General features: G+C 31.2%; 12 protein-coding genes and 1 other RNA gene. 2 read left to right on the forward strand and 11 right to left on the reverse strand.

Annotated elements, in window-relative coordinates; all coding sequences use genetic code 11:
• Positions 1-4: 4 nt before the first annotated feature.
• The 8 genes from DS884_RS14040 to DS884_RS14075 all read right to left on the reverse strand — a co-directional run bounded on the left by DS884_RS14040 (position 5) and on the right by DS884_RS14075 (position 10,209).
• Complete coding sequence (locus DS884_RS14040) at positions 5-478, reverse strand: DUF6495 family protein (protein ID WP_093871246.1); 474 nt, start codon at positions 476-478, stop codon at positions 5-7.
• Between the two features lie 69 nt (positions 479-547).
• A complete protein-coding gene (locus DS884_RS14045) occupies positions 548-1,432 on the reverse strand; it encodes a hypothetical protein (protein ID WP_113787193.1) in 885 nt (294 codons plus the stop codon).
• Positions 1,433-1,505: 73 nt separating this feature from the next.
• Positions 1,506-2,177, reverse strand: a complete 672-nt coding sequence (locus DS884_RS14050) for a Crp/Fnr family transcriptional regulator (protein WP_113787311.1) — start codon at positions 2,175-2,177, stop codon at positions 1,506-1,508.
• 108 nt (positions 2,178-2,285) lie between these two features.
• Positions 2,286-4,553 (reverse strand): aconitate hydratase, encoded by a 2,268-nt coding sequence (locus tag DS884_RS14055; RefSeq protein WP_093872050.1) that lies wholly within the window; start codon positions 4,551-4,553, stop codon positions 2,286-2,288.
• Between the two features lie 174 nt (positions 4,554-4,727).
• Complete coding sequence (locus tag DS884_RS14060; RefSeq protein WP_093871248.1) at positions 4,728-7,505, reverse strand: bifunctional aconitate hydratase 2/2-methylisocitrate dehydratase; 2,778 nt, start codon at positions 7,503-7,505, stop codon at positions 4,728-4,730.
• A 320-nt stretch (positions 7,506-7,825) separates the two neighbouring features.
• Positions 7,826-8,132, reverse strand: an RNA gene (rnpB, locus tag DS884_RS14065) — RNase P RNA component class A.
• Between the two features lie 318 nt (positions 8,133-8,450).
• Positions 8,451-9,581 carry a molecular chaperone DnaJ gene (dnaJ, locus tag DS884_RS14070; protein ID WP_093871249.1) on the reverse strand — a complete coding sequence of 377 codons (1,131 nt, stop codon included), beginning with the start codon at positions 9,579-9,581 and terminating at the stop codon, positions 8,451-8,453.
• A 67-nt stretch (positions 9,582-9,648) separates the two neighbouring features.
• Complete coding sequence (locus tag DS884_RS14075; protein ID WP_113787194.1) at positions 9,649-10,209, reverse strand: nucleotide exchange factor GrpE; 561 nt, start codon at positions 10,207-10,209, stop codon at positions 9,649-9,651.
• A 217-nt stretch (positions 10,210-10,426) separates the two neighbouring features.
• Between DS884_RS14075 and DS884_RS14080 the strand changes: the two genes are divergently transcribed.
• Complete coding sequence (locus DS884_RS14080) at positions 10,427-10,621, forward strand: hypothetical protein (protein ID WP_093871251.1); 195 nt, start codon at positions 10,427-10,429, stop codon at positions 10,619-10,621.
• Between the two features lie 80 nt (positions 10,622-10,701).
• On the opposite strand, the gene murA is transcribed toward DS884_RS14080, so the two are convergent.
• The 3 genes from murA to DS884_RS14095 are packed head-to-tail and all read right to left on the reverse strand — an operon-like array spanning position 10,702 to position 15,038.
• Positions 10,702-12,015, reverse strand: a complete 1,314-nt coding sequence (gene murA / locus DS884_RS14085; protein WP_113787195.1) for a UDP-N-acetylglucosamine 1-carboxyvinyltransferase — start codon at positions 12,013-12,015, stop codon at positions 10,702-10,704.
• Positions 12,016-12,660 carry a DUF4290 domain-containing protein gene (locus DS884_RS14090; protein WP_093871253.1) on the reverse strand — a complete coding sequence of 215 codons (645 nt, stop codon included), beginning with the start codon at positions 12,658-12,660 and terminating at the stop codon, positions 12,016-12,018.
• A 47-nt stretch (positions 12,661-12,707) separates the two neighbouring features.
• Positions 12,708-15,038, reverse strand: coding sequence for an ATP-dependent helicase (locus DS884_RS14095; protein ID WP_113787196.1), 2,331 nt, complete (start codon positions 15,036-15,038; stop codon positions 12,708-12,710).
• A 196-nt stretch (positions 15,039-15,234) separates the two neighbouring features.
• On the opposite strand from DS884_RS14095, the gene DS884_RS14100 reads away from it, so the two are divergent.
• Positions 15,235-15,747, forward strand: coding sequence for a hypothetical protein (locus tag DS884_RS14100; protein WP_093871255.1), 513 nt, complete (start codon positions 15,235-15,237; stop codon positions 15,745-15,747).
• Position 15,748: the final 1 nt, after the last annotated feature.

Below are 15,748 nucleotides of genomic sequence, written 5' to 3' on the forward strand. Positions count from 1 at the left end.
TTTACTAACTCGTTATTAATTTATTAAAATACTCAAACAGCTCTCCTTTAGAAATAGAACTCCCTTTCTGTATTAAATCAAATAGTTCAGTATTTCTTTCTTCATTATAACCTTTGGTTCCTTCTAAAATTTCTACCTCTTTACTCTGTGTGTTTTTTAGTAACCATTCATACCCTTCTTGTTCTAATAAATTTATTTCTTTATTAGTTATTTGCACAACAATTCTATGAATATTTTCTTTTTCACATTTAAAAAGGTTTAAAACTCTTGGAGAAAAATGTTCTAAGTATTCAGTTTTACTAAGTACATCATCCCAAACAACATCACTAAAAACATTCATTTCATCTTCAGCAACTTTTGGTTTTTCCTTCTTAATTTGATTCCATTCGTTCACATCTATACTTTGCGTTGCTAAAAATCTAGCAAACTCATTATGCAAACTTTCAAACTGTTCTTTTGTTAATTGACTATACTTCATTCTAAAAAAAATAAGAGCAATCAAAGATACTTGATTACTCTTAAATTTTAAAGACTTATAAACAAAAAACTATCGTGTTACTGTACCAGTAATTGCAGATACTGGTCCATTACCCATTGCATAAGCTTTGTGATCTACTGCATCTGCAGGCACATCATGAGCTAACGGCTTTAAAACAAATGGTTTAGTGCTATTATCAGGATCTGGTTCTACAGATATAACTATTTTTTTACCTCTTAAATCAGTTGGAAATGTTAATCCTGTTGGTGCATTTTGTATATAATCTTCACCTGGATATCCTGGACCATTCCCCATACCTCCTTTAAAAGTAGAAGTTGTTGCATTATCATCAGCTTTTGCAGGATCTGTAAAAGTACCTGTACTTACTGGAGTTCCATTCATTACTACCCATCCTTCGTACTTCCATCCTGCTGATAATGTTGGTAATGTTAATCCTGTTGTAGCACTACCACTTGAATTATCTAAAAACCAAACACCACTACGCTCATTATTTGCCATCCCATCTGTTGGTGTTGCTAATATGTATTTTCCTGCTGATTTTGAAAAATCCCCTACTATACCTGATGAAGAAATATTTGCTGTATTACTAGTAAAATCTCCAGCTAAAATTTTAGTATCGGCTGGTTTAGGATCAGTATCATTTGCTGGTTCTATTGATAAAACAAATTTTGTAGCTACAGCAAGTTGTGCTGAACTAACCACAAATGATGTTTTTGATAATTTACCAGAATCATCAACTGTAAAAACTCCTGTTGTAACTGGTGCTCCATTTACAATAATCCAACCTTCATATTTAAAGTTGGCTCCCAAATTTTCTAAACCATTAATATTTACATTTAATACTGATGTACTTGGTGCAGTAGTATCATCATCACTACAAGAAGTAAAAGCTAAAGCAGTTACAGCTAAAACACCTAAAAATATTTTTCTCATTGTTTTTTGTTTTTAAGATTACTCCTACAAAGATATTTTAGATGATTATATTAAAATGTTAGCTAGCTAACACTTAAGCTACTTTTTTCAATAATCTTAACTCTTTTCCTTTAAAATCTATGATTTCTTCACTTTTTAACTCATTCATCAATGTATTTAATGTTGGTCTTGAAGTGCCAATTAAAGTTGCTATGTCTTTTTGAGTATAAGGGTGTTTTATTATATGGTCTCCCGTTTCATCACATTCATACCCATAATCGTCACATAATTCATTAAAAAACTCAATTAAACGTGTTCTGGTATCTTTATATAATAATAATTGTAACCTTCTTTCAAGTTTTTTCATTCGTAAGCCAATAAACTTGTAAATTTTAAAACTCACAGAAACATTATCTCTCATCAATTCGTACATAGTGTCTTTTGAAACTGGACAAATAGAAGTAGTATTATCAATAGATTGTGCAAATTCATTTCTCTTATCCTCCCCCAAAATTGCCTTCTCTCCAAAAATTTCACCTTTTGTAAGAATTGACTTTATAACTTCATCACCTTCTTCTGTATAGTACCCTATTTTAACTTTACCTTTATCAATAAGATAAATTTTATTGGCAGTATCTTCTTCAAAATAGATATAATCGCTTTTCTTATAAGAGTTTACCTTGTGATTTTCTTTATATGCAGGATATTTATGTGGGCATAATATCTTAAATAAGTTAATATCTTCAAAATACCAAATTGCACTCATAACATGTAGTTTTAAGGTTCTGATATTTTGTCTAAAAAAAAGTACATACATTACAAAAAAGCTCTGGTAAATACCAGAGCCCTTTTGTAATTATATAGAATATTAATGCTAAGCGTTTTGCTTTTTTATTAAGTTTAAAGCTGAACCTTCTTTAAACCACTCTATTTGACCTTCATTATATGTATGATTTGCCATAACAATATCTTTAGCCCCATCAGAATGAACCACTTCAATTGTTAGTGGTTTTCCTGGACTAAATTTATTTAAATCTAGAAAATTAAATGTGTCATCTTCTTGAATTAAATCGTAATCAGTTTCATTTGAAAACGTTAAACCTAACATTCCTTGTTTTTTTAAGTTTGTTTCATGAATACGAGCAAATGATTTTACCAATACTGCAGCCACCCCTAAATGACGAGGCTCCATAGCGGCATGCTCTCTAGACGATCCTTCTCCATAATTATGATCACCAACAACAATTGTTTTTACATTCGCCGCCTTATAAGCTCTTGCTGTTTTTGGTACAGCATCATAATCACCATTTAACTGATTTTTTACAAAATTAGTTTTCATATTATAAGCATTTACTGCTCCAATTAAACAATTATTAGATATATTATCTAAATGTCCACGATAACGTAACCATGGTCCAGCCATAGAAATATGATCTGTTGTACATTTTCCATGAGCTTTAATTAATAATTTAGCCCCGTTAATTTCAGTTCCTAATGGAATAAATGGTGTTAATAATTCTAATCGTTCAGAATCAGGATTAACTTTTATTTCTACACCACTTCCATCTTCTTCAGGAGCTAAATACCCATCATCTTTTACCTCAAAACCTTTAGGAGGCAGTTCCCATCCTGTTGGTTCATCTAACATTACCTCTTCTCCATTTTCATTAATTAACTTATCTGTCATTGGATTAAAGTCTAAACGTCCAGCAATAGTAATTGCTGCCACTAATTCAGGGGATGCCACAAAGGCATGTGTATTTGGATTTCCATCAGCCCGTTTTGCAAAATTTCTATTGAATGAATGGATTATAGAGTTTTTAGGTGCATTTTTAGGATCTTCATAACGTGCCCATTGACCAATACACGGTCCACATGCGTTGGTAAAAATCGTTGCATCTAAATTTTCAAAAACTTCTAAAATACCATCTCTATCAGCCGTATATCTTACTTTTTCTGAACCTGGATTAATACCAAATTCTGCTTTTGTTTTTAATCCTTTATCAATAGCTTGTTGAGCAATTGATGCTGCTCTAGACAAATCTTCATAAGACGAGTTTGTACAAGAACCTATTAACCCCCATTCAACTTGTAATGGCCAATCATTATCATTAGCTTTAGTTGTCATTTCCTCACCAGCCTTAGTAGATAAATCTGGAGTAAATGGCCCGTTTAATAAAGGACTTAATTCTGATAAATTAATTTCAATAACCTGATCAAAATACTGTTCAGGGTTTTCATATACATCAGCATCACCAGTTAAATAATCTTTAACTTTATTAGCAGCATCTGCAACATCACTTCTATCAGTAGCACGTAAATAACGTTCCATTGATTCATCATAGCCAAAAGTAGAAGTAGTAGCTCCTATTTCTGCACCCATATTACAAATTGTACCTTTCCCTGTACAAGACATTGCTTTAGCTCCTTCACCAAAATATTCTACAATAGCACCAGTTCCACCTTTAGCTGAAACAATACCAGCTACTTTTAAAATAACATCTTTTGGTGCAGTCCAACCAGATAATTTGCCTGTTAACTTAACTCCTATCAATTTAGGGAATTTTAGTTCCCAAGGCATTCCTGCCATCACATCTACTGCATCTGCTCCTCCAACTCCAATGGCTACCATACCTAACCCTCCTGCATTTACAGTATGAGAATCTGTACCAATCATCATTCCACCAGGGAATGCATAATTTTCAAGTACAACTTGATGTATAATACCTGCTCCAGGCTTCCAAAAACCAATTCCGTATTTGTTAGATACTGATTCTAAAAAATTAAATACTTCATTACTATTATTTAAAGCAGCTTGCAAATCTTTGTCTGCTCCTACTTTTGCTTGAATTAAATGATCACAATGAACAGTTGTTGGTACTGCTACATTTTTTTTCCCAGCTTGCATAAATTGCAATAATGCCATTTGAGCAGTAGCATCTTGACAAGCAATTCTATCTGGTGCAAAATCTACATAGTCTTTTCCTCTTATAAATGCTGTATTTGGGGCTCCATCCCATAAGTGAGTATATAATATTTTCTCTGCTAGTGTTAAAGGTTTACCGGTAATTTTACGAGCAGCATCCACCCTTTCAACTACCTTTTGGTACACCTCTTTTATCATTTCAATATCGAAAGCCATATATTTTTGTTTAGTTTTTGTTTCAAGTCTCAATTTAACAAAAAATCATGTAAACTACTTGATTCCTTTATAATTAATACCAATACAAACATCTAATTAATTGATTAATATATGTCATAAAAAAAATCTGAGTTAAAAACTCAGATTTTTATATATTAAAAAAACAATATAATATTACATTACTAATTGCTTTTGAGATGGTTTAAATTTAGTTAATACAATACCCTCTACAGCAGCTTCATATTCCTCCATAGTAGGTGTTCTTCCTAATATACAAGACAAAACAACTACAGGTGTTGAAGATAATAAAGATTCACCTTTTTTAGCATCAGTATCTCTTACTACCCTTCCTTGGAATAAACGAGTTGAAGTAGCCATTACAGTATCTCCTGGTTCTGCTTTTTCTTGGTTACCCATACATAAGCTACATCCTGGACGTTCTAAATATAATTTATTTTCGTACTTAGTTCTTGCAACTGCTTTTGGAGCACTATCGTCAAATACAAATCCGGCATATTTTTCTAGAACTTCCCAATCACCTTCTGCTTTTAATTCATCTACAATATTATATGTAGGTGGTGCAACAACTAAAGGTGCTTTGAACTCTACTTCTCCTTTTTGAGCCTCAACGTTTTTAAGCATTTGTGCCAATATTTGCATGTCTCCTTTATGTACCATACACGAACCAACAAAACCTAAATCTACTTTTTTAATTCCTCCATAAAAAGATAATGGTTGAATATTATCATGCGTATAACGCTTAGATACATCCTCATTATTCACATCTGGATCAGCAATCATCGGTTCAACTATCTTATCTAAATCGATAACAACTTCAGCATAGTATTTAGCATCTGCGTCTGGCTTTAATGCCGATTTAGTTCCTGTTTTAATTTCTTGAATACGATTATTTGCTTTATCTACTAATCCTTTAAGATCTTGCTTAGGATTATCCATCCCCTTATCAATCATAATTTGAATACGATCTCTAGAGATTTCTAATGATTCTATTAACGTATCATCTTCAGAAATACAAATGGATGCTTTTGCTTTCATTTCAGCAGTCCAATCTGTAAATGTAAATGCTTGATCAGAAGTTAATGTACCAATATGTACTTCTATAATTTTTCCTTGGAAAACATTCTCCCCTTCAAACTGATTTAACATCTGTTCTTGAGTAGCGTGAACCACATCACGGAAATCCATGTAGGATTTCATCTCTCCTTTAAAAGTAACCTTTACAGACTCTGGAATTGGCATAGTAGCCTCACCGGTAGCTAATGCTAAAGCAACTGTTCCTGAATCCGCTCCAAAAGCAACACCTTTAGCCATACGTGTATGTGAATCTCCACCTATGATTACATCCCAATCATCAACAGCAATATCATTTAATACTTTATGAATTACATCCGTCATTGCATGATATTTCCCTTCTGGGTGACGTGCAGTAACTAACCCGAAATCATTCATAAACTTCATTAATCTTGGTATATTAGCCTTAGACTTATCATCCCAAACTGAAGCTGTATGACACCCTGATTGATAACCTGTATCAACGATAGGTGAAATTACTGTTGCAGCCATCATCTCCAATTCTTGAGAAGTCATTAAACCTGTAGTGTCTTGAGATCCTACAATATTTACTTCAACTCTTACATTAGAACCAGCGTGTAATGTTTTACCTGGTGTAGTTCCAACAGCGTTTTTATTAAATATTTTTTCAACAGCAGTTAACCCTTGTCCTTCAATAGAAACTTCTTTTGACACTGCATAAACTTGTGGTACATCTATACCTAAAACTTTACAAGCAAAGCTTTGTAATTTCTTACCAAAAACAACAGCATAAGAACCTCCTGCTTTAATGAACTCCTTTTTTGGTGGTGTTAAAGCTGTAGAAATATCTTTTACTACTTTATCACCTTTAAACAATTGTTTTGTTTTTGTATTTATAGTAAATACAGTACCTGTAGCAACAGAATACTCTTCTTTTAAAATTGCTTCTCCTTCTTCGTCAACAATCGTATTTCCATCAGCATCTTTTTGCTTTACCCAGTTTTTTAAATCGATACCAATACCACCAGTTACCCCAACTGTTGTTAAGAAAATTGGTGCAATACCATTAGTTCCTGCAATTACAGGAGCAATATTAATAAATGGCACATATGGGCTTGAAGAAATACCTGTCCATAAAGCAACGTTATTTACACCAGACATCCTAGAAGATCCAACTCCCATAGTTCCTTTGTCGGCAATTAACATCACGCGCTTATTAGGATGCTTTTCTTTTAATGCTAATAATTCCTTTTGCATTTCTTTATTATGCTCAAACATACTCTGACCATGTAATTCACGATCTGATCTTGAATGTGCATCTGCTCCTGGAGATAATAAATCTGTTGAGATATCACCAATACCAGCAACAAAAGTTACAATTTCTATTTCTTCCTCAATTTCTGGTAACTTTGTAAAGAATTCTGCTTGAGCATAACTCTCTATTAATTCTTTAGCTATAGTATTTCCTGCTTTATATGCTTTCTCTAATTGTTCTGTATCTGCTTCGTATAAAAAAACTTGAGTTTTTAATACTTTAGCAGCTTCATTAGCTATAGAAATATCATTTCCTAAAGCTAAATCAAGAAGTACTTCTACAGAAGGACCTCCTTTCATATGACCTAATTGTTCAAAAGCAAAAGAAGGTGAAATTTCTTTTAAAACAAACTCCCCAAGAATAATCTCCTTTAAAAATTTAGCTTTAACACCAGCTGCACTTGTTGTACCTGGTAAAACGTTATAAATAAAAAAGTTAAGAGAATCTTCTCTATACTCATTATCAATATCTTTTATTTGCTTAATAATTTCACTTATTAGTGAACTACCATCAATTGGTTTAGGATGAAGACCTTGAACTTTTCTTTCCTCAATTTCTTTTATATAATCTTTATAAATACTCATTATATAAGTTTTTTTATTGTTAAAAGTGCTATTACAATCCCCTTATTGTATTATTTCAACTATTAGAGCTAAATACAAGCACCTTTAATCATGTTAGTACCTATAGACATGTAGTCTATTTTTGTTAATTTTTGCTATGCAAAAGTAGTATTTTAAGTCGAAATTAAAAAATAATCACTTAACTAGGCTTATTAGTAAACAAAAATCATCAAAACCATAAAAAAACACCAAAATCAATAAATTACACATTGTTATTTGTTAATTTTTTATCAAATTAACATTCAAGAAGAATTGTAAGAATGTGAAGTTTATATAAAAATAAAAAAAGCAGACCAATAAGCTGGATTCTGTTCCTTAAAAAGGCTCTTATCATTTATCTAGTTTTACAATTACTTGTAAAATCAATCTGCCTACCCCTTAGAATCGCGCGAGTAGCGCTCAAGCTCTAATGTACATGACATTGCACCGCATAGAGTTTACCTGGTTTCACTACAGCATTACCTGTACATTCTTTCTGTTGCACTTGTCCTCGGTTTACACCGGACGGTTGTTATCCGCTATGCTACTCTTTGGTGTCCAGACTTTCCTACTTATACTAAATATAAGTCGATAAGATAGGTCTGCTTAATTATCTTTATATATTTTCAACTTTTTTCATAAAAAACCCACTCAAAGATTGAGTGGGAAAATTGCTATGAAAAAGAAAAAGTGTCTAGAACGTCTTCTAGACACTGCAAATATATGATATTATTTTAATAACCAACACTAAAAAACCATTTTTAATATTTTTTTATTTAACTTTTAAAATCATAAAAAAACCCACTCAAAGATTGAGTGGGAAAATTGCTATGAAAAAGAAAAAGTGTCTAGAACGTCTTCTAAACACTTACAAATATATAACTTTTATAAAATATTATCTAATAAAAAAGTAGTTTATTTTCTTTATTAAGAAAACATGTCTTTTACTTTTTCAAAGAAAGATTTATCATTTTTCTGTGGGTTAGGGCTAAAGTTCTCATCTGTTTGCATTTGCTCAAAAAACTTACGCTGATCTTTTGTCAACTCTTGAGGAGTCCAAACATTTATATGAATTAAAAAATCACCATTACCATAACGTTCAATACTTGGTAATCCTTTACCTTTTAACCTTAAAATCTTACCAGATTGAGTACCTGGGTCAATTTTAATTTTAACTTTACCTGTAACGGTATCTATTTCTTTTGAGACACCTAATACAGCTTCAGAGAAATTAACATATAAATCGTAATGAATATTACTTCCTTCTCTTTTTAATGTATCATGTTGAACTTCTTCAATTAACACTAATAAATCTCCAGATATAGAATTCTTTCCTGGAGCTTCATTACCTTTTCCTCCAACTTTTAACTGAACACCTTCAGTTACACCTTCAGGAATATTAATAGATACAGTTTCTTCTTTTACAACCATTCCTTGCGCATCAGCTCCAGAAGGTTTCTTATTTAGCATTTCTCCAGCTCCATGACAAGTACCACAAGTAGTTGCTGTTTGCATTCTACCTAATATAGTATTTGTAACACGCATTTGTTGTCCACTACCATTACATGTTGTACAAGTTTTATATGTAACTCCGTCTGCTTGAACTTTTCTACGTACTTTAACTTTTTTCTCTACTCCATTAGCTATCTCTTCTAAAGTAAGTTTTACTCGTATGCGAAGGTTACTTCCTTTAACTCTAGCTTGACGTTGACCTCCGCCTCCGCCGAAGCCTCCAAATCCACCACCAAATGCACCTCCGAAAATATCTCCAAATTGGCTAAATATGTCATCCATATTCATTCCTCCTCCACCTCCGAAGCCACCTTGACCTCCTTCAAAAGCAGCATGACCATATTGATCATAACGAGCTTTTTTATTATCATCGCTAAGAACCTCATAGGCTTCAGCACAAAGCTTGAACTTTTCTTCAGCTTCAGTATTTCCAGGATTTTTATCTGGATGATACTTTATAGCCATTTTTCGATATGCCTTTTTAATTTCAGACTGAGAAGCTGATTTTGATATACCTAATATTTCGTAATAATCTTGTTTTGCCATATTATTTCAATTGACCATTAACAATTAACAATAGCAGTTGGTAATTATTAATTGAATTATTAATTGTTTATGCTTGACCCATAACCACTTTCGGGTGACGGATAATTTTATCTCCTAATTTATACCCCTTTTCTACACAGTCTATGATTTTACCTTTTAAATCTTCTGTTGGAGCTGGTATTTGTGTAATAGCATCATGGATTTCAGAATCAAAATCATCTCCTGCTTTTACCTCTATAGCTGTTAACCCTTTTTGAGTTAAAGTGTTTTTTAACTTATTACTAATAAGTTCAATCCCTGTAAACAATTCAGAATCTTCACTTTTTTTAATCTCTACCAATCCTCTATCAAAATCATCCATAATTGGCAGTAAAGCTGTCATTACTTCTTGATTTGCTGTTTTAAACAACTCTATACGTTCTTTGGAAGTTCTTTTTTTATAATTCTCAAACTCTGCAAATAAACGTAAATATTTATCTTTTTCTATTTGAATTAATTGCTCAGCTGAAGGCTCTTCTTTTGCCTCAACTTCAACATTTCCCTTAGCTTCTTCTTGATTTCCTTCTAGCTCAGAATTATCAATAGCATCTTTTAATTCATCTTCTTTGGTATATTGATCTTTACTCATTGTAAATCTTTTCTTTTATATTCTTAATTTACTTAAACAAGAATACTGCCAATAAAAAAATAATGTCATAATGACACCATGTGTTTTATTTAACTAAAAGTAATTTTTATAATTTTAACACATCAAATATGAATTTACCTTTTTTTTAACATATTTAATCTATACTTTTATAGCAGTTTAAAATAAAAATTATAAACATTTAAGTCCCTCATTAATTATGAAGAAAAATTTATTAAGTATTACTGGAGTTTCAATTTTAACTAAGAAAGAACAAAAAAACTTTACAGGAGGTATCTCGCTTGAAGATCCTAAAAAATGTGGTTGCGATTGCGCTGGAAGAGTTACTGGTCCTTTCTATTGTCATAATATTATTGCTTGTCCACAGGTATATACTTGTAACGAAGAAATGTAATTATTAAAGATTACACAAAAAAAGAAAACCAGCTACTATATGTAGCTGGTTTTTTATTTAAAAAAATAATTGTTTATTAATTAATCTTCTATTCTTTCGATTTTTGCACCTATTGCTCTTAATCGTTCTTCTATATTTTCATACCCCCTATCAATTTGTTCAATATTATGAATAATACTGGTTCCTTTAGCTGATAAAGCTGCTATTAGCAATGATATTCCAGCTCTAATATCTGGTGAAGTCATTTTAGTTGCTTTTAACTGGCTTTGAAAATTATGACCAATAACAGTTGCTCTATGAGGATCACATAAAATAACTTTAGCGCCCATATCAATCAACTTATCAACAAAAAACAATCGACTCTCAAACATTTTCTGATGAATTAATACAGTTCCTTTAGCTTGAGTAGCAACAACCAATACGATACTCAATAAATCTGGAGTAAATCCAGGCCATGGAGCATCTGCTACAGTTAAAACAGAACCATCTATATAATTTTGAATTTCATAATTCTCTTGTTCAGGAATATAAATATCATCTCCTTTTTTCTCAAGAGTAATTCCTAGTTTTCTAAATACATTTGGTATTTGACCTAAATTAGCCCAACTCACGTTCTTTATAGTAAGTTCAGATCTAGTCATTACTGCCATACCAATCCAACTTCCTATTTCAATCATATCAGGTAAAATAGTATGTTCACAACCATTTAACTCTTTAACACCATCAATAATTAATAAATTAGATCCAACTCCTGAAATTTTTGCTCCCATGCTATTCAACATTTTTGATAACTGTTGAATATATGGCTCACAAGCTGCATTATAAATAGTAGTTCTTCCTTTAGCTAAAACTGCAGCCATAATAATGTTTGCAGTTCCTGTTACTGAGGCTTCATCTAGTAACATATCAGTACCTTCTAAACCTGTATCTGTTTCTACACCGTAAAAATACTCTTCTCTGTTATAACGAAATTTAGCCCCTAAATTAATAAACCCTTCAAAGTGAGTATCTAAACGACGACGCCCTATTTTATCACCTCCTGGTCTTGGTATGTATCCTTTTCCAAAACGAGCTAATAATGGCCCTACAATCATAATTGATCCTCTTAAAGAACTTCCATCTCTTTTGAATTCTGCACTTTCTAGGTATTCTAAATTAATGGCATCTGCTTGAAAACTATATGAATTTGCCGATAATTTTTCTACTTTTACTCCTAATTCACCTAAAATAAAAATAAGCTTATTTACATCAAGAATATCAGGAATATTATTAATTATTACTTTTTCTGAAGTTAATAAAACAGCACAAATAACTTGTAAAGCTTCATTTTTTGCTCCTTGAGGCGTAATTGTTCCGTTTAATTTTTGACCTCCTTCAATTTTAAATGATGCCATTTATTTTTTTCTGTATTTGTTGTTGTTATTAGATTTTGTTTTTGTGTTATTTTTATGGTGACCTTGATTATTTCTTTTACGAAGTAAGTTTTTACTTTCAGATAAGCTCTCTTCAGTATTTCTTATATCTAGTTTACCATCAGATAAATCATATAAATGATCCAATATTACTCCATCCTCAACAGTATCTTTATTCCAGTTTAAATAACATTTTTTCATATGATTAGCTATGGTAAAAATTAAAGCTTCTTTCATATCTCCATCTTCCCAAGTTAAAGCTACATCTATCATTGTTTGGATATTATTTCCATAAAAACGATATTTTGATGCCGATTTTGGGTAATCTAGTTTTGTTGGCTTTTCAGTTAACTCTTCTTTTGATGGGGTTTCATAAGGAGAATCTACATCCAATTTAAAATCAGCCATAATATGTAACTGATCCCATAATTTATGCTTAAAATCAGGAACATCACGTAAATGAGGTTGTAAATTTCCCATTACATGTATAATGGCCTTCGCCATTTTATTTCTTTCTTCTTTTTCTTCAAGTTCAATACAATGATTGACTAATTTTTGTATATGTCTTCCATATTCTGGAATAATTAAAGTAGTTCTCCCTGAATTATATTCTAAATCAAACGTCATTTCTCTATTTTTATATGTATGCAAAATAAGTAATTATTATGAATAACTTATCCTATTACTTTTAATTTTGCGAATTGTAATAATAATTTCTTTTTACCTACAGTTCCAAACTCAATCTCGGCTTTTTTATTGGGTCCTTTACCGTCTAATGCCAGTACTTTACCAGTTCCAAAACGGTTATGTTCAACAATATTTCCAACTACAATTTCACCATCAAACAAATTAGTTTTTGAAGTAGCTTCTGACACCTTTTTCATTTTACTTTTCGGAGGTACCATTGTTGCTTTTTCCTTCTTAGCTAAAAATTCTTTTCTCTTCTTTTGAATTGGTTTTTGAAATCTAATTTTTTTAGATGAATTTTCATCTCCAAATAAACTTGCATCTATAAATCTATTCGCTGAAGGTTCAGGTACTTTTGGTGCCAGATATTCAACATACTTTTCATCAATTTCTTCTAAAAAACGACTTGGTTCACCATCAGTAAGTTTACCCCATCTATAACGTGTTTGTGCATAAGTTAAATAAGCTACTTTTTCAGCTCTTGTAAGTGCTACATAAAACAAGCGTCTTTCTTCTTCTAATTCATTTCGTGTATTCATACTCATGGCTGAAGGAAATAAACTTTCTTCTAAACCAACTATATAAACATAAGGGTACTCTAAACCTTTAGATAAATGTATAGTCATTAATGAGACTCTAGGTGTATCATCTTTTTCACTATCAAAATCAGTTGCTAAAGCTACATCTTCTAAAAATGAAGTAAGTGATGCATCTTCTCCGGTTTCAATTTTATCTGTTATAAAATCCTTAATACCATTTAATAATTCTTGAACATTTTCAACTTTATTAACACCTTCAGGTGTACCGTCTTTTTGTAAATCTTTAACTAATTGCGTTTGTTTCACTACTAAATCTGCCATTTCAAATGCATTTTTAGTTTGTGCTTCAATTTGCAATCGTTGCATCATATTTATAAAATTTTGCAACTTTGTTTTTGTTCCAGAATTTATTTTAATATCTATTTTGTCAATATGCTTAATAATATCAAAAATTGACTTTTTATAATGATTAGCAGCTATTGCTAATTTATCAAGAGTTGTAGCACCAATACCACGTGCAGGGTAATTAATAATTCTTTTTAAAGCTTCTTCATCATTTGGATTTATTAGTATGCGTAAATAAGATAATAAATCTTTAATTTCTTTACGTTGATAAAATGAAATACCTCCATAAATTTTATACTTAATATCTTTCTTTCTTAAAGCATCTTCCATTGCTCTTGACTGAGCATTGGTTCTATATAAAATTGCAAAATCATTGTTTGTTAATTGATGATTCATTTGATTTTCCCAGATAGATTGAGCTACAAATCTTCCTTCCTCTCCATCAGAAATAGTTCGCATGATTTTAATACTTTCTCCGGGATCATTTGCTGTCCATACCTCTTTATCTAGCTTCGTTTTATTTTTATCAATAACACTATTTGCAGCTTCTACAATATTATTTGTAGACCGATAATTTTGTTCTAATTTAAACGTTTTAACATCTGGATAATCTTTTTGAAAATTCAAAATGTTATTGATGTTAGCACCACGGAAACTATAAATACTTTGTGAATCATCACCAACAACACATATATTTTGAAAACGGTCTGCTAATGCTCTTACTATTAAATATTGCGAATGATTGGTATCTTGATACTCATCAACCATAATATATCTAAAACGATCTTGATATTTAGCTAACACTTCTGGAAAACGCGCTAATAACTCATTCGTTCTTAATAGTAAATCATCAAAGTCCATTGCTCCAGACTTAAAACACCTATCAACATATTCTTTATATATCTCCCCTACTTTTGGTCTGCTTGCTTGTAAGTCTGCTTCTTGTAAATCTGAATTATTAAAATAAGCTCTAACAGTAATCAAACTATTTTTAAATGATGATATTCTACCTAATATTTGCTTTGGCTTGTATCGGTCTTTATCCAAGTTCATTTCTTTAATAATTGCAGTTATTAAACGTACTGAATCTTGAGAATCGTAAATTGTAAAATTTGAAGGGTATCCAAGTTTATCAGACTCAGACCTTAAAATACGCGCAAAAACAGAGTGAAATGTTCCCATCCATAAGTTTTTCGCTTCACTGTATCCTACAACACTACCAATACGCTCTTTCATTTCACGAGCTGCCTTATTTGTAAATGTTAGTGATAAAATGTTAAAAGAATCGACACCTCCTTGCATTAAATGTGCAATCCGAAAGGTTAACACACGTGTTTTACCAGACCCTGCTCCTGCAATAATTATCATTGGGCCATCTTTTTGTAAAACGGCTGCTCTTTGTGGTTCGTTAAGTTGCTCTAAATAAGTGTTCAAAGAAATATAAATTGAAAGAATTTAAAAACGGAAAATTAACCATTCTTTTAGGTTTTATAAAATATGTTGGCATTTTTTTATTCACAGTCTATTATTTACTTTTTTAGATGTTTTTTCTGATCCTATTTTTATATTTTTATATTTGGTTTTTAAAGAAGACTTGTATATTAGCGTTTCATAGAATCTATATTTTAAGATGGAAGATAAAATTATTGAAGGACTGGCATATGCTTTGCCTGCATTAGTAACAGGAGGAGTTGCTTATTTTATTTTAAGTGCTTTTATTAAGCAAGATAATAACGAGAAGAAATTTAATGCTTTAATTCAAAAGAAAAAAGAAAGCTTACCTATAAAATTACAAGCTTACGAAAGAATGTTATTGTTTTGTGAGCGTATAAATCCTACAAAATTATTAGTTCGTGTTAATCCTATTGGGAATAAAACCGAAGATTATTTACAATTGCTTATAGCAAGTATTGAACAGGAGTTTGAACACAATTTAGTTCAACAACTTTATATTTCAGATAATAGTTGGAAAGCTGTGTTAACATCTAAATTAGCAATCATAGCTAAATTAAGAAAAGTTGCAGAAAGCTCAGAAACCTCAAAAGATTTACGTGAAAATGTTTTAATTGATTATAGCAAGGAAGAAAACCCTACAGAAATGGTGGTTACTTTTTTAAAACAGGATGTTAAAAAGTTATTATAAT

This window comes from Tenacibaculum sp. E3R01, from assembly GCF_003318185.1.
Lineage (GTDB): Bacteria > Bacteroidota > Bacteroidia > Flavobacteriales > Flavobacteriaceae > Polaribacter > Polaribacter halocynthiae.